Source organism: Salinimicrobium sediminilitoris, from assembly GCF_020866905.1.
In the GTDB taxonomy this organism is placed as follows: domain Bacteria; phylum Bacteroidota; class Bacteroidia; order Flavobacteriales; family Flavobacteriaceae; genus Salinimicrobium; species Salinimicrobium sediminilitoris.
In genome coordinates, this window is the sequence record NZ_JAIVCC010000002.1 from 62791 (window position 1) to 77671 (window position 14881).

The window sequence follows — 14881 nt, forward strand, 5'->3', positions numbered from 1 at the left end:
TCACTACTAACTACTAACTACTAACTACTTAAGATGTTCCCCTCCATTTACCGGGATTACAGTTCCAGTGATCCAGCTTGCCTCATCCTTGCTTAAAAGGTAAACAGCGTTAGCTACATCTGTCGGGGTAGTGAGCCGCTTAAAAGGATTACGTTTAAGAGCGTGCTGTCGTAGGGTTTCATAACTGGGGATCAATTCGAGGGAACGGGTCACCGTTACTCCCGCCTGGATACAATTGGCGCGGATACCTTCCGGAGCAAATTCCAGGGCGATACTGCGGGTAATTGCTTCCAGGGCAACCTTGGCTGCCGAAACTGCTGCATAGTCCTTCCAGGCTTTACTATTTCCTTCACTGGTAAAGGAAAGTATCCTGGCGTCTTTTGAAAATAAATGGGCGTCATAGATCAGGCGCGTCCAGTCGTAAAGACTTATGGCCATGGCATCAATGGTTTGCTGAAAATCATCATTGCGAAGGGTAGGTTCTTCTCCCTTCATGGATTTTAAATTTCCTTTCGAGATGCTGTGGATCATGGTTCGTACTTTTCCTGTCTCCCCCATGATCTCCTGCATTTCACTTTTTATCTCTTCCCGCCGGTCTTTCCTGGTGGCATCGCGGTTAAAGGAATGCAGTTTTACGCCCAGGTCGCGAATCTCATCAAAAGCCGATTTTATTTCGGGCAGATCATCTTTCCTGTCCCGGTGAACTACAAGAATATTCATTCCATGTTGGGCCAGCTTTTTTGCCGAAGCAAAGCCAAGTCCACTACTCCCGCCCAGCACAAGGGCCCAGTAATCTTTTCCTTCAAAATCCTTTACCATTCCAAAAGTATTTTTTGAGCCGAAAATCCGGGTCCAAAACTCAGCATAAGTCCCTGTTCCCCTTTTTTTATTGGCTGATTAAGAAATCTTTCCAGAACATAGAGTACAGTTGCACTGCTCATATTACCGTAGAGCCGCAACACCTCCTTGGTGTCATCTATATTCTTACCTAATTTACCAAAAAGATCTTCAACTGTCTGTACAATTTTTTTTCCTCCGGGATGGAAGATCAGATGGTCCACTTTTTCAATGGAAGAATTATGTTTTTCCAGGAAAGGGTGAATGATCTCGGGGAAATGATCGGCTATGGTCTGAGGCACATCGGGATCTAGAACCATTTTTAGTCCGAGGTCGGTAAGGTCGAATCCCATGAGATGAGTGGCATCAAAGAAGTGGTACATATCATCGCCCACTATTTTTGGCCCAACAGCCTCCTCTTCCGAAGACATTAAAACACAGGCCGCACCGTCACCAAAAATGGCAGCGCTCACCATATTGGCCATGGAAAAATCTTCAAGCTGAAAGGTTGCGGTAGGACTCTCAACCGCAATAACTGCAGCTCTCTTCCCGGGATTTGCTTTTAGAAAATTGTTAGCATATATCATACCCGAGATTCCTGCGGCACAGCCCATCTCGGTTACCGGTAAGCGGGTGACATCCTGCCGCATTTGCAGCTCATTGATAAGAAATGCATCAAGGGAAGGGATCATAATACCGGTACAGCTTACCGTAATGATAAAATCAATAGAATCGGCCTCCCAATTTGCCTGCCCCAGTGCCTTTTTTAGCACCCCGGAACCCAGCTTCTTTACTTCCCTGGAGTAGATATTATTCTTGTCTTCAAAGGAAGTCGCAGTAAAAACTTCCGAAGGTTCCATTATGGAATATCGTTTATCAACCGCAGCTCCTTCAAAGATCTTGATCACTTTACGTTTATACCTTTCCTCCTGTCCATCCAGCCAGGTTTCTACAAAGGGAATTACCTCCTGGGTCTCGCGGGAGTATGGTGGGAGTTGTTTTGCTACAGTCGTTATTCTTACACTCATTCTTTTCTTCTATTTATATAAGATCCATTGATATCTAAAGGCCCATTTTGGGTTGATCTCCTGCCGGCTTACCTGGAGGTCCTTTCCGAAGTTTTTCAGTTCCTTTTTTTTAAAGCTTCTAAGGATGGAAGTTAAACCATCTTTACGATTGATCTTCCTTATTCCAAAAGCAGCACAAAAAGCCTTAAAAAGGTAATACGCAGTGCTGCTCCTTTGCAAGTCGTTAATGACTATTCCAAGACCGGCCTTTTGCGTAAAGATCTTCATTAGCTCTTTTATTTGCTCATCGCTGAAATGATGCAGCGTCAAGGTACATAAAATAATATCTGCTTCCAGTGCTCTAAATTCTTCGGAAAATACATCCATCCCTTTAAAAGAAACTTCGGGATAAGCCGAAAGATTTTCTTCTGCAATGGTCATTGCATTTTGATTGGCGTCTATTCCCAATAACTCAAATTTTTCCCCGGTTTTGCGCCCGAAGTCAGCTACTTCTTTCAAGATACTTCCGTTGCCGCAACCCACATCAATGATCCTTATTGGTCTTGTGTAGCAGCAACTTTTTAGGAGTTTTTTAACCCCTTCAACAGTGATTTCATTGCCTCCAAGCCAAAGGTTTACCTTATCCAGGTCCTTCAAAGTTTTTTCCAGCTCTTCTCCCTGCATATCAAGATCGTCCATGATCTCCTTTTGGTTAGATCTATGTGTAGTATTCACCATTATTCAATAGGTTCTCCATGGGTTTGCTTAATGATCTTTGGCAGCAGAAAGGGAAAACCTGAGATGAGAGCTTGAGAAACTTCTGCAAGTTTTTCCCTCAACAGTATCTTTTGTAGCCATCCTGCTGTTGAAAATCTCCCGGAAAAGGTTTTTTCCCACCTTTGCCGGTAGGCCAGCTCCATTTCTTCCCGACTATTTGCAGTTTCTATATGTCCAAGGATTTCTTCGGAAGCAATTTTAGCGCTGTGAATTGCGATGGCCATCCCATTCCCGCAAAGCGGATGAATGAGACCTGCGGCATCTCCCAGCATAAGCACGTGATCTTCCACGGCTTCTTTTTTACTGAAAGATATTTGTGCAATAGTAAGCGGCTGCTCGAATACCGGAGAGGCTTCCGCAAGGAAGTTATCCAAAAACTTGTTTTTCCGAAGTACTTTTTCATTGAACTTTTCTGGATCCTTGTGTTGCTTGAAACTTTCATAAGTGGCCAGGTAACACATATTAATATCACCGTTTTCTGTTCGGGAGAGTCCGCAGTAGCCACCTTTAAAATTGTGTAAGGCAACAAGGTCATCAGGAAAATCCTTCAGCCGGTAATGGCTTTTTACTGCCATCCATGGCGCCGGTTCCTTAAAAAACTTCCTTTCCAGATTTTTATCCAGAAGAGACCTTTTTCCGAAGCTACCCAGAACAAATTCTGCCAGATATTCCTCTTCCGAAGTAATAACTTTAAAATGATCTTTTAAATATTTAATTTCCAGCACCTTTTCCTGAATGACTTCTACTCCATTTGCTTTAGCAGTTTCATAAAACAAATTATCCAACGCATAGCGACTAACTCCAAAAGCACCCAAAGGCAGGTCTACATTCACAGACCGGCCAGAAGGCGTGCTATATAAAAGCTTATCGATAATCTTTGGTTGCAATTCATTTAGCGGAACGCCCAAATCATCGAGATAGGGTTTAACCTCCCTAGAAAGATATTCCCCGCAGACTTTATGATGAGGAAAACTATCCTTCTCAAAAAGGGTGATTTTTTGCCCTTTTTGAGCAAGATGTATGGCTGCTGTTAGACCTGCCAGGCCGCCACCAACAATAATGATCCTGTTCTTGCTCATTCAGTTTTTCTTGGGAATAAAAAAACCCGGCATATACCGGGTTTTATACTTTCTACCGGAATATTAATTGCCGGCCTGTTCTTTTGCTTCTTCTTTAAGTTCTTCACTGGCTACAATAGCAAGTTCTACTCTACGGTTCTTGGAACGTCCTTCTACAGTAGAATTATCATACTTAGGTTGGGCCTCACCATACCACTTTGTTTCAATCCTGCCACGAGAGATTCCCTGGCTGGTTAGGAAATTTGTTACCGCCTGTGCCCTGTTCTTTGAAAGGGTAAGGTTATACGCATCACTTCCTGTATTATCTGTATGTCCTTCTACAAGTATATTGGTATCGGGATATTCCTGAAAGATGTTTGCAAGCTTCATTAAAGCTTCTCTGGACTGGCCTTCGATTGCATATTTGTCTGTAGCAAAATATACTCCGCTGGTTTCATCAAAAGTCACATTTATACCTTCACCAACTCTTTCTACTTCTGCTCCCGGGATCTCCTGTTCGATCTCCTGGGCTTGTTTGTCCATTCGGTTTCCAATGTACGCTCCGGCAGCACCACCTACAACACCACCAATAATGGCTCCTAAGGCAGTATTTCCTTCACCTACATTATTACCAACAACTCCGCCAACCACGGCACCACCTGTGGCACCTATAACGGTTCCTTTTTGTTTATTATTCGCATTTCTTGTGGCATCACATCCTACAAAAAGTATAAGGGCTGTAAATAAAAAAGCAAATAATTTGTTCTGTCTCATTTTCATAGTAAATTCAATTATTTATTAAAGTTCATTTTAATTGTAAAGGGCATTCCTTCAAAGTTTACAGTTTGTTCCCACGTCATTTGGTCACCCGAAAGATGAGTGAGATTGATCCTGTAACCCTGGTTACCTAGTTCAGATTTGTAATTGTCGTTCGTCGGTTTAAGCATTAGGTCGTAATTTCCCATTGCTCCATCCGCTCCGTCGATAGACCAGATAAAAAATTGTGCATTCCCATCACAGCCGATACCAGATGGTTCATAGGACCCTGTATTATTATTCGACACGAACATCCAGGTACTGCCTTCCAGGCATCTTGCAGGGATATCGTTCAACAGGGACACCTGAACATTTTGATCATTCCCGGGATAGGTTATACTGGTCAATTGCCAGTCTCCTCTCATGGTTTCCCTGGCTTCGTCTACTACGCGACTTGAGCCACATGATACAAAGAAAGCTAAGCTGAAAAATAAAAAAACAATCTTTTTCATTCTTTAATTTTTGATTAATAAAAAATCCAATGTCATGACGATTTAATTTTTCAATGACACTGGATTTGTTTCGTCTACAATTACCTTCTAAATAATCTGCTTATAAGGGCTATTACAAGTAGAACAAGGAAGATGTAAAAGATAATCTGCGCAATATCGGCAGCACCTTCTGCAATTCCCCCAAATCCAAAAATGGCTGCAATAATTGCAATAATTAAAAAGATAACGATTAATCGTATCATAATTTAAGGTTTTAGTGATTAGTTACTCTAAATTACATTTCGACCTCCCGCCACACAAAAGATTATTACTTATTTAACAATTTTTTTGTAAAGATATCCCAACAAATAAAAGATCCAGCCAATTCTTTCTTAATACTTCAATAATTCAAGAATTTTATCTTCAAAACGCTTTTTAGGAAGGTAACCTTCTTCCAGGGCTTTTGAGAACGGGATTGGGGTTTCGAGGCTGGCGACCCGCATTACCGGTGCATCCAGGAATTCAAAACAGTTCTCAGCGATCATGGCTGCGATATCCGATCCCAGGCCTCCAAAAAGACTATCTTCCTGAAGAATAATGACTTTTCCTGTTTTCTTGACTGAAGAAAAAATAGCCTCAGTATCCAAAGGCTGCAGGCTTCGCAGGTCCAATAGATCTGCTTTTATTTCGGGATGGGTTTCAAGAGTTTCCAAAGCCCAGTGCACGGCAGCCCCAAAACTGATAACCGTTATATCATCCCCCTCTTTTAATAATGCTGCTTTCCCCAGGGGCAGTGAATAATAATCCTTTGGCACCTGTTGCCTTATGCTGCGATAAAGCGCCTTATGCTCAAAGAAAAGTACAGGGTTGGGATCATTAATTGCTGTATTCAACAGGCCTTTAGCATCATATGGGAATGCAGGATAAACTACTTTCAAACCGGGTGTTTTGGTAAACCAGGCTTCATTAGTCTGACTGTGGAATGGTCCTGCTCCAACTCCTGCCCCACAAGGCATTCTTATAACCACATCGGCATTTTGGTTCCAGCGATAATTAACTTTGGCCAGATAATTTACAACCGGGTTAAATCCTGAACTCACAAAATCGGCAAACTGCATCTCCACCATAGCCTTCATTCCTTTTATGGAAAGACCCATGGCTGTTTCTACAATTCCGGATTCACAAATGGGAGTATTGCGTACTCTTTCCCTTCCAAATTCTTGAACGAAGTTCTCTGTGATCTTAAATACTCCGCCGTATTCTGCTATATCCTGCCCCATAAGAATCAAATTCTCATGACGCTGCATGGATTGGCGCAAGCCTCCTGAAATTGCATCTATGAACCTGAGCTCTTCAGTTTCTTCAGAATGATTAACTTCTTCATACACAAAGTCTTTGTACACATCATTTAACTCTTTAGTTTCATCAAAATCAATAAAAGGTTCTGCATTGGCCTTTTTAAGATCTTCGTCTATTTCCTTTTTGATTTCACTTTTAAAACTGGAATCCAGATCTTCAGAAAGAATATTTTCGGCTAAAAGGAATTCTTTGAAGTTGTCCACAGGATCTTTTTTTGCCCACTCCTCCATTAATTCATTGGGCACATATTTTGTTCCGCTGGCTTCTTCATGCCCGCGCATTCTGAAGGTTTTGAATTCCACTAAAACGGGTCGTGGGTTTTTACGCATACTTTCGGCCAGGTGAGAGATCTTTTCGTACACCTCAAGAATATTGTTTCCGTCAATGATATGGGCTTCCATACCATAACCTAAAGCCCGGTCGGCAATATGCTCGCAATTGAATTGTTCAGATGTTGGGGTGGAAAGTCCATAGCCATTGTTCTCCACACAAAATAATACAGGTAGTTGCCACACCGAGGCTATATTAAGAGCTTCATGAAAATCTCCTTCGCTGGTCCCTCCTTCGCCGGTATAAACTGCAGTGATCTTTTGCTCTTTTTGAAGCCTGTGTGCCAGGGCAATTCCATCGGCCACACCCAATTGTGGCCCCAAATGTGAGATCATCCCCACGATCTTGAATTCCTGGGTGCCAAAATGGAAGCTACGATCCCGACCCTTTGTAAAGCCAGATGCTTTTCCCTGCCATTGGCTGAATAATCTGAAAAGTGGAATTTCTCTCGCTGTAAATACTCCGAGATTACGGTGCATTGGCAGGATATACTCATCTTTATCAAGAGAAAGTGTCACTCCAATAGAAATAGCCTCCTGTCCAATCCCGCTGAACCATTTAGAAATCTTTCCCTGCCTTAACAGCACCAGCATTTTTTCTTCTATTAGCCTCGGCTTTAATAAGGCCTTGTAAAATGTGAGGAGCTGCTCATCCTGAAAACCGGTCCTGTCGAATTTTATATTTGGTTGAAATGGAGTTTCTCTAATTTCCATAAGTAAGAATTGATTTCTCAAATGTAATTAAATTTGAACTCCTTGTTATTAAGAAAAATCTAAACCCCACTGCACTCTTAGTAATTTATTTAACTTTGTGATACATATAAAACATGATCTTATGGAAATGAACAACATTCCCAGTGTTGACCTCGCAGACTTTTTGTCTGATGACCCGAAGCGAAAGCAAAAATTTGTAAACGAAATAGGTAAAGCCTACGAAGAAATAGGATTTGTCGCCTTAAAAAATCACTTTTTAAGCGATAATCTTAGTTCTGAGCTATATAAAGAAGTAAAGAACTTTTTTGATCTTCCGGTCGAAACTAAAAAGAAATATGAAATTGAAGGCCTTGCGGGCCAGCGAGGATACATTTCCTTCGGAAAAGAACATGCTAAAGGAAAGAAAGAAGGGGATCTTAAGGAATTCTGGCATTTTGGACAGGAACCTTCCAAAGATGCCAATCTTACTGAAGAATATCCTGAGAACGTACAGGTAGAAGAACTTCCAGACTTCAACCACACAGGGATGGAGGCATACCGGATGCTTGAAAAAACCGGCATCTATGTACTAAGAGCACTTGCTCTTTATATTGGCCTGAATGAACATTATTTTGATCATTGGGCAAGCAACGGAAACAGTATATTACGACCTATTCACTACCCTCCTATCACCGAAGAGCCAAAAGGCGCAGTACGGGCAGGAGCTCACGGTGACATTAACTTAATCACCTTGTTAATGGGGGCATCCACAGGAGGTCTTCAGGTTTTAAGAAAAGACGGTGAATGGATTGACGCCATTCCAAAAGAGGATGAATTAGTTATCAATGTTGGGGATATGCTGGAAAGACATACCAACAACAAACTTCGAAGCACAATCCACCGGGTAGTGAACCCTCCAAAGGAGCAGTGGAGCACTCCCCGATATTCCATTCCGTTTTTCATGCACCCGCGCAGCGAAATGCCACTAAATTGTCTGGAAGAATGTATTGATGATGAGCATCCAAAAACTTATCCCGATATTACTGCAGGGGAATTTCTTCACCAGCGACTGGTCGAGATAGGACTCAAAAAATAATTTCATGGCTAAAAAGAAGATGGGACTGGAGGATTTGGGCTTTGTCTTTTCGACAGACAAAGATTTTGAACCCGACATTCATGAAGATGAAAAGGAAGAGACATTAAAACCTAAGGATCAACTCCTGGAAGCACATTACAGCTCAAAAGGACGTGCCGGTAAAAAGGTGACGGTAGTAAAAGGCTTCATCGGCACAGATGAAGATCTCACCGCCCTGGGTAAAGACTTAAAAAAGAAATGTGGTGTGGGTGGCTCTGTCAAAAATGGAGAAATCATCATTCAGGGAGAAGTGCGTGATAAAGTAATGAGTTATCTTAGTGACATGGGATACAAGGTAAAGCGTGTAGGAGGCTAAAATATTTTTATGGAGGAAAAGAAAATTTTACATATCACCAATGGAGATGACCTTTCGGAACAGATCCTAAACCTAAAACTTCCGGGAGATGTCATCACCTGGCGGGAGATGTTATGTGAAGGCCCTGCCTCCATGGATGTGGGGGACGAAGAGTTTGTAACACTTCGAAAGACTTTTCTTTGCGAGAAATATAAAATCACAGAGGATAGATATCAAAAAGAATTCCTGGCAGAACTGGTAAAGCTGGCCGCCATAAATAATTATGACGAGGTAGTTTTATGGTTTGAGTTCGATCTTTTCTCTCATATGAATATGCTCGCTCTAATTAGTTTCCTGCTTCAGAATAAAAAGATTGGTCCTTTTTCGCTGGTATGCAGCCGTAAATTAAAGGGAGAGGAAGAAATGGCTCCCCTGTCTCAGCTTTCTCCCAAACACCTTAAGGAGCATTATAAGCAAAGAATATCTTTGACCGATGAGGACATTCAAACTGCACAACTTATTTGGGAACTTTACTGTAGTAAAAACCCTAAACGCCTGGCTTCAGAAATCAAAAAAACTACAAATTTTGAATATCTGTCCAGTTCTATCAGAGCACATATCGAGCGGTTCCCCAGTGTGAAAACCGGGCTAAATACCCTGGAGGTAAACGTTTTGAAGCTCATTCGTGAACATAAAATAACATCGGTAAATCACCTTTTAGGATACGCTTTACAATACCAGGGTTATTATGGTTATGTAGATGTGCAGATGCAAAGGGTTTTAGATAAACTCAGTCCTTTTTATGAGTCTTCAGAAAATGGTTTATCTCTAAATGATGATGGCCTCAAAGCCCTTAACGGCACAAAAAATTACTACCAGAATTTAAAAGATGATGAATATTACGGCGGCGTTAGAAAATACGACTTCCTTTACGACCCCGATAACCACGACATATTAAAATTATAACATGAATCATTTAGCAGCTTCAGAATTAATTCTGAACCCTGACGGCAGCATATACCACCTCAATTTAAAACCTGAACATCTTGCCGACACTATTTTACTGGTGGGAGATCAAAACCGGGTAGACAAGATCACCCAATACTTTGATAAAGTAGATGTGGTAATTAAAAAAAGAGAATTTCACACCCAAACAGGTGTTTACAAAGGAAAAAGGATTTCGGTAATTTCCACGGGAATTGGAACAGATAACATTGATATTGTGCTCAATGAACTTGACGCCCTGGTCAACATCGATTTTGAAACCCGCCAAATCAAAGAAAATAAAACCAGCCTCAATATTATACGCATTGGAACCTCGGGCTCAATACAAAAAGATATTCCTGTAGATTCAATTGTGATAAGCGAACTGGCAGTTGGTTTTGATAGTTTATTGCATTACTACCAGAGTGATGACGTGCAACTTCAGGATTTTAATGAGGCCATTGAAGACCACCTTAATACCTATGAAAGGAACAGTAAACCTTACGTAGTTCCTGCCGATTCTAATTTGGTCAAAACATTTATGAGTGAAGAGGTGTTCTCCGGTTTTACAGGTTCAAATGTTGGGTTTTATGCACCACAGGGCCGTGTTCTTCGATTACCACTAAGGGACGATAACATGAAGGATAAATTGGCAGCTTTCAGCTTTAAAGGAAAAAAGATCACTAATCTCGAAATGGAAACCTCGGCAATCTTCGGACTTTCGAAAATGCTGGGCCATAAAGCCCTTTCTCTAAACGCGATCATTGCTAACAGAGCAACGGGAAATTTCACGAAAGATGGGGCAAAGGCGGTTGATAACACCATCAAATATACACTGGAAAAGCTGCTTTCTGTTTGATTTCATTTAACAGAATATTAAAAGCACGCTAACCTCATATTTGTATTTTTGGCTAAATCCCTCCCTATGTTAAAGCCTGAAGAGAAAATTACAAGGCATCGCGATTTAAACTGGTTGAGTTTCAATGAAAGAGTGCTTCAGGAAGCACAAAACAGCACCACTCCCCTGTACGAGAGGCTAAAATTCCTTGCAATTTTTTCAATGAATCTTGATGAGTACTTTCGGGTACGTGTCTCTCAATTAAGGCAGATGAAACGGGTTGAGAAAAGCATTAGGAAAAAACTTGCACTCAAGCCAAATAAAACGGTAAAGCAAATTCTTAAAGAGGTACGGGAGCAACAGAACAGGTTTGGCGAGATCTATAGGGAGCAAATCATTCCGGAACTTGAAACCGCCGGAATTTACCTGGTTCACCGGGAAGATTATAATGACCACCAGGAAGAATTTGCCCGCAGGTATTTCAAAAAAATCAGGGAGTGTATTGATACGGAAATGTTTGACACTTCCGGAGGGAAAGATTATTTTCTAAAGAACAATGCCCTCTACTTCGTTGTTTCTTTTAAAGATAAATCTGAATTTGGGGTGGTAAATATACCGACAGACGAATGCGACAGATTTATAAAGTTTTCTACTGAAACCCCGGAACATAAAATCACGTTTTTAGATGATATCGTAAAAGTCAATATTCCTGAACTTTTTCCGCAGAAAGAAATTGAAGGAATTTATGAGATAAAACTTTCGCGTGATGCTGAATTATATATTGATGATGAAATAGACGGGCTGCTGGCCGAAAAGATCTATGAGTCCCTAAAGCAGCGAACAGACGGTCAACCTACACGATTATTGTATGATGCGGGGATGCCGGAAGGAGATCAAAAAATTCTGCGGAAAACCCTTAAACTGGGGAAAATTGACATGATGCCCGGTGGCAGATACCATAATTTCAGCGACTTCTTCTCTTTTCCCGATCCCAGTAATAATCCGGCTTTACATTATGAAGACTTACCTCCGGTAAAACATTCTGTTTTAGAAAACGCTGAAAATTATTTCAGCGAAATTTCAAAAAAAGACCAGTCGGTACATTTTCCTTACATGTCTTTCGAGTATGTGGAGCGTTTCATACATCAGGCTGCTAATGATCCCCTGGTAAAAGAAATCAAGATCTCCATTTACAGAATTGCAGATGAATCTGTGGTGACCTCTGCCCTGCTCTCGGCTCTCGAAAATGGCAAAAATGTCACCATTTTTATTGAAGCTAAGGCAAGATTTGATGAAAGAAATAATATTGACTGGGGACGAAAGTTCGAAGACGCGGGCGCTAAAGTAATTTATAGTTACCCCAAGATTAAAGTGCATTCCAAGATCCTGCTGGTGAGCCGGGAAGAAAATAACGAACTTAAAGACTATGCCTACATAGGTACAGGGAATTTTAATAGTAAGACTTCTAAAATATACTGTGACCACGCTATTTTTACCGCTCACGAAAAAATAACTTCCGAACTTTCCAGAGTCTTTCTTGTTCTGGAGGGAGAATTAATTATTCCCCGTGCAAAGCGCCTTCTCATATCACCTTTTTCCACAAGAAAAACCTTTTCTGACATGATCAACAGAGAGATCACCAATGCCAGGATGGGTAAAAAGGCTGGAATTAAAGCAAAAATGAACAGCCTGGAAGATAAGGAGATCATTGATCTTTTGTATGACGCCAGTGAAGCCGGCGTGAAAGTAAGGCTGCTGGTAAGAGGTTTTACATGCCTGGTGCCGGGTGTTAAGGATCTAAGTGAAAATATTTACATGACGAGTATTGTCGACAGGTTCCTGGAACACGGCCGAATCTACCTCTTTGAAAATGACGGAAATGAAGAACTCTATTTTGGCAGCGCCGACTGGATGACCCGAAACCTTGATCGTAGGATAGAAGTAATTGCTCCCGTGTATGACAAAGATATCGCCAGGGAGTTTAAAGATATACTGGAGATCCAGTTCAATGACAATGTCAAAGCCCGAATCCAGGACCCGGAGGAAAAAAACAATTTTGTACAGCCACAACCGGGAGAAAAAAAAATAAGATCGCAGTATGAGATCTACAATTATTTAAAGGAAAAGCATGCCTTATGAGAAGTATAAAAGTAGGTGGAGTACCTGAACATTTCAATCTTCCCTGGCATCTTCTTATCGACGAGGGGAAATTTAAAGAGAACGGCCTTGATCTTTCCTGGAGAGATTTTCCCGATGGCACGGGTGCCATGTGCAAAGCCATGCGAAGTAAAGAAATAGACGTAGCCGTTATTCTTACTGAAGGTATTATAAAGGATATCCATAACGGTAATGATGCAGTTATTGTGCAGGAATACATCGCTTCTCCTCTTATTTGGGGAATACATGTGGCTGCAGAATCCAACTTCAAGACCCTGGAAGACCTTAAAGATCAAAAAGTTGCCATTAGCAGGTATGGGTCGGGTTCACATTTAATGGCTTATGTAAATGCGAGGAATCTTGGCTGGGATCCTTCCAAGTTAGAATTTGAAGTAGTAGGTGATATTGATGGCGCCATTGAAGCCTTAAAATCGGGAAAAGCAGGTTATTTCATGTGGGAACATTTCACTACCAAACCACTGGTAGACAAAGGAATTTTCCGGAGGATAGGTGATTGTCCCACGCCATGGTCCTGTTTTGTCATTGCCGTGAACAAAGACTTTAGGGACAGAGAACCGGCCGCAATACTAACTATGCTTAAGACGTTAAACAATCTAACGCGTCAATTCAAAGAGATCCCTAAAATAGAAACGGCTCTTGCAAAGAAATATGACCAGAAGGAGGAAGATATTAAACAGTGGTTAAAGATCACCAACTGGAGTCAAAAACAACTTTCGGTCGAGGAGATCCACAAGGTACAGGAACAGCTTAAAGAACTTGGATTAATTTCTGAGATGAAGGACAATCTTGATTTCCTCCCCCACTAAAAAAAATACTATGAACTATATTACAAGATTTACTTTATTCATTTTACTCACCTTCACCCTACCTGTAGCCGCGCAGGATATTGAAATACAGGAAGACACGATCGCACTGGAGGAGCAATTGCAACAGGAAATGATCTTTAGGAGAGATACTACTAAAAGTGAAGTTCACCTCAATATTTTAAATCTATTGGTTTTCGGAGCCCTGGATGTAGGATATGAACGGGTGATCAACGATCATACTTCGGCCGGGGTTGAGATATTTTCTAAAGTATTCAACAAGAATGAAGGCGAGGACGTGGACCTTTCCAAAGTTTACGCCAAGGATTTCTCTATTACCGGAAGGTTTAAATATTTCCTGCAGGAAGAAAATACTGCCTGGGGTTATTATGCAGAAGCCTTTGGGATGTTTTCCAATGGAGATAACGAAGTGAAAATGGAGTTCAAGGACGCTGAAACAGGAGAGTTAGAAGAAAGAGAAGTACTAATTGAATACACAGATATAGGTCTTGGTGTAGGCGTAGGTGGAAAATGGGTGGCTAAACAAGGATTTTTGATCGATGTTTCCTTTGGAATAGGAAGAAACCTCTTCGACAAAAATTCTCCCGATATTATCCTGTTACCTTCAGTTAATGTGGGCTACCGATTCTAATCTACCAGTCTATAGGTTCTTTTCCTAAAAATTTCAGGTATTCATTGGTTTTGCTGAAGTGCCTGTTGCCAAACCAGTATCCACGATTTGCAGCTAATGGAGAAGGATGACCGCTGGTGAGCACAAGATGTTTGTTCTTATCGATCTTTTTACCTTTCTTTTGTGCAGGAGTTCCCCATAATAAAAACACCAGATTCTCCCGCTCTTCTGAAAGAATTGAAATAACAGCATCTGTAAACTTTTCCCATCCTTTTCTCTGGTGTGAACCGGCTTGTCCTGCCCGCACAGTAAGTGTTGCATTAAGCATCAAAACTCCCTGTTCTGCCCAATGCTGAAGATTTCCGTGTGCCGGTACAGGTTTTTCCAAATCATCTTTTATCTCTCTAAAAATATTGACCAAAGAAGGTGGAACCTTGGTATTAGGTTGAACCGAGAAACATAAACCATGAGCCTGGCCATAACCATGATAGGGGTCCTGCCCAATAATTACCACTTTAGTTTCCTCAAAGGGAGAGAGTTCAAAAGCTTTGAATATATTATCGGGATGGGGAAAACAATCATTCGCTTCATATTCTGCAGTCACAAATTGAAGAAGTTCCTTGAAATAAGGCTGTTCCATTTCATGATTTAACTTTTTTTTCCAATTCTGGGTAATGTTAAAGGTCATAATTATGGTTAAATTGCGGCTT

General features: G+C 41.2%; 16 protein-coding genes. 7 read left to right on the forward strand and 9 right to left on the reverse strand.

What is annotated here, in order from left to right; translation table 11 throughout:
* Window positions 1-24: 24 nt before the first annotated feature.
* From LA313_RS02080 to LA313_RS02115, 8 genes are all read right to left on the reverse strand, one after another.
* Entirely contained in the window at window positions 25-819 is a 795-nt protein-coding gene (locus tag LA313_RS02080) for an enoyl-ACP reductase FabI (protein WP_228912957.1), read from the reverse strand.
* Entirely contained in the window at window positions 813-1865 is a 1053-nt protein-coding gene (locus LA313_RS02085) for a type III polyketide synthase (RefSeq protein WP_228912958.1), read from the reverse strand. The genes LA313_RS02080 and LA313_RS02085 overlap by 7 nt, the downstream gene beginning before the upstream one ends.
* A gap of 9 nt (window positions 1866-1874) precedes the next feature.
* On the reverse strand, window positions 1875-2582 hold the full coding sequence (locus tag LA313_RS02090; protein ID WP_228912959.1) for a methyltransferase domain-containing protein: 708 nt from the start codon (window positions 2580-2582) through the stop codon (window positions 1875-1877).
* The gene (locus tag LA313_RS02095; protein ID WP_228912960.1) at window positions 2582-3700 is read right to left on the reverse strand and encodes an NAD(P)/FAD-dependent oxidoreductase; all 1119 of its coding nucleotides are present in this window, start codon (window positions 3698-3700) and stop codon (window positions 2582-2584) included. The genes LA313_RS02090 and LA313_RS02095 overlap by 1 nt, the downstream gene beginning before the upstream one ends.
* Before the next feature lie 63 nt (window positions 3701-3763).
* Window positions 3764-4459, reverse strand: a complete 696-nt coding sequence (locus tag LA313_RS02100; RefSeq protein ID WP_228912961.1) for an OmpA family protein — start codon at window positions 4457-4459, stop codon at window positions 3764-3766.
* Window positions 4460-4470: 11 nt separating this feature from the next.
* Window positions 4471-4947, reverse strand: a complete 477-nt coding sequence (locus tag LA313_RS02105) for a lipocalin family protein (RefSeq protein WP_228912962.1) — start codon at window positions 4945-4947, stop codon at window positions 4471-4473.
* 80 nt (window positions 4948-5027) lie between these two features.
* On the reverse strand, window positions 5028-5189 hold the full coding sequence (locus LA313_RS02110) for a DUF1328 family protein (protein WP_029033028.1): 162 nt from the start codon (window positions 5187-5189) through the stop codon (window positions 5028-5030).
* Window positions 5190-5318: 129 nt separating this feature from the next.
* Window positions 5319-7328 carry an alpha-ketoacid dehydrogenase subunit alpha/beta gene (locus LA313_RS02115; protein ID WP_228912963.1) on the reverse strand — a complete coding sequence of 670 codons (2010 nt, stop codon included), beginning with the start codon at window positions 7326-7328 and terminating at the stop codon, window positions 5319-5321.
* 127 nt (window positions 7329-7455) lie between these two features.
* Between LA313_RS02115 and LA313_RS02120 the strand changes: the two genes are divergently transcribed.
* From LA313_RS02120 to LA313_RS02150, 7 genes are all read left to right on the forward strand, one after another.
* On the forward strand, window positions 7456-8403 hold the full coding sequence (locus LA313_RS02120) for an isopenicillin N synthase family dioxygenase (RefSeq protein WP_228913572.1): 948 nt from the start codon (window positions 7456-7458) through the stop codon (window positions 8401-8403).
* Window positions 8404-8407: 4 nt separating this feature from the next.
* Window positions 8408-8758 (forward strand): translation initiation factor, encoded by a 351-nt coding sequence (locus tag LA313_RS02125; RefSeq protein ID WP_228912964.1) that lies wholly within the window; start codon window positions 8408-8410, stop codon window positions 8756-8758.
* Between the two features lie 9 nt (window positions 8759-8767).
* Window positions 8768-9703, forward strand: a complete 936-nt coding sequence (locus LA313_RS02130; protein ID WP_228912965.1) for a DUF1835 domain-containing protein — start codon at window positions 8768-8770, stop codon at window positions 9701-9703.
* Between the two features lies 1 nt (window position 9704).
* Entirely contained in the window at window positions 9705-10580 is an 876-nt protein-coding gene (locus LA313_RS02135) for a nucleoside phosphorylase (RefSeq protein ID WP_228912966.1), read from the forward strand.
* Window positions 10581-10646: 66 nt separating this feature from the next.
* On the forward strand, window positions 10647-12698 hold the full coding sequence (gene ppk1 / locus LA313_RS02140; RefSeq protein WP_228912967.1) for a polyphosphate kinase 1: 2052 nt from the start codon (window positions 10647-10649) through the stop codon (window positions 12696-12698).
* Window positions 12695-13543, forward strand: coding sequence for a substrate-binding domain-containing protein (locus LA313_RS02145; RefSeq protein WP_228912968.1), 849 nt, complete (start codon window positions 12695-12697; stop codon window positions 13541-13543). Before ppk1 ends, LA313_RS02145 begins: the two co-directional genes overlap by 4 nt.
* Before the next feature lie 10 nt (window positions 13544-13553).
* Window positions 13554-14192, forward strand: a complete 639-nt coding sequence (locus LA313_RS02150; RefSeq protein WP_228912969.1) for a hypothetical protein — start codon at window positions 13554-13556, stop codon at window positions 14190-14192.
* A 1-nt stretch (window position 14193) separates the two neighbouring features.
* On the opposite strand, the gene ung is transcribed toward LA313_RS02150, so the two are convergent.
* Window positions 14194-14859: a uracil-DNA glycosylase gene (gene ung, locus LA313_RS02155; protein WP_228912970.1), complete on the reverse strand. Its 666-nt coding sequence runs from the start codon at window positions 14857-14859 to the stop codon at window positions 14194-14196.
* Window positions 14860-14881 lie beyond the last annotated feature (22 nt).

What these genes read in the sequence shown, in the direction of transcription:
- LA313_RS02115 (WP_228912963.1), bottom strand. Translation starts at nt 7,328, where the DNA reads ATGGAAATTAGAGAAACTCCATTTCAACCAAATATAAAATTCGACAGG.
- LA313_RS02080 (WP_228912957.1), bottom strand. Translation starts at nt 819, where the DNA reads ATGGTAAAGGATTTTGAAGGAAAAGATTACTGGGCCCTTGTGCTGGGC.
- LA313_RS02150 (WP_228912969.1), top strand. Translation starts at nt 13,554, where the DNA reads ATGAACTATATTACAAGATTTACTTTATTCATTTTACTCACCTTCACC.
- LA313_RS02110 (WP_029033028.1), bottom strand. Translation starts at nt 5,189, where the DNA reads ATGATACGATTAATCGTTATCTTTTTAATTATTGCAATTATTGCAGCC.
- LA313_RS02135 (WP_228912966.1), top strand. Translation starts at nt 9,705, where the DNA reads ATGAATCATTTAGCAGCTTCAGAATTAATTCTGAACCCTGACGGCAGC.
- LA313_RS02125 (WP_228912964.1), top strand. Translation starts at nt 8,408, where the DNA reads ATGGCTAAAAAGAAGATGGGACTGGAGGATTTGGGCTTTGTCTTTTCG.
- LA313_RS02085 (WP_228912958.1), bottom strand. Translation starts at nt 1,865, where the DNA reads ATGAGTGTAAGAATAACGACTGTAGCAAAACAACTCCCACCATACTCC.
- ung (WP_228912970.1), bottom strand. Translation starts at nt 14,859, where the DNA reads ATGACCTTTAACATTACCCAGAATTGGAAAAAAAAGTTAAATCATGAA.
- LA313_RS02130 (WP_228912965.1), top strand. Translation starts at nt 8,768, where the DNA reads ATGGAGGAAAAGAAAATTTTACATATCACCAATGGAGATGACCTTTCG.
- LA313_RS02145 (WP_228912968.1), top strand. Translation starts at nt 12,695, where the DNA reads ATGAGAAGTATAAAAGTAGGTGGAGTACCTGAACATTTCAATCTTCCC.
- LA313_RS02095 (WP_228912960.1), bottom strand. Translation starts at nt 3,700, where the DNA reads ATGAGCAAGAACAGGATCATTATTGTTGGTGGCGGCCTGGCAGGTCTA.
- LA313_RS02090 (WP_228912959.1), bottom strand. Translation starts at nt 2,582, where the DNA reads ATGGTGAATACTACACATAGATCTAACCAAAAGGAGATCATGGACGAT.
- LA313_RS02100 (WP_228912961.1), bottom strand. Translation starts at nt 4,459, where the DNA reads ATGAAAATGAGACAGAACAAATTATTTGCTTTTTTATTTACAGCCCTT.
- ppk1 (WP_228912967.1), top strand. Translation starts at nt 10,647, where the DNA reads ATGTTAAAGCCTGAAGAGAAAATTACAAGGCATCGCGATTTAAACTGG.
- LA313_RS02105 (WP_228912962.1), bottom strand. Translation starts at nt 4,947, where the DNA reads ATGAAAAAGATTGTTTTTTTATTTTTCAGCTTAGCTTTCTTTGTATCA.
- LA313_RS02120 (WP_228913572.1), top strand. Translation starts at nt 7,456, where the DNA reads ATGAACAACATTCCCAGTGTTGACCTCGCAGACTTTTTGTCTGATGAC.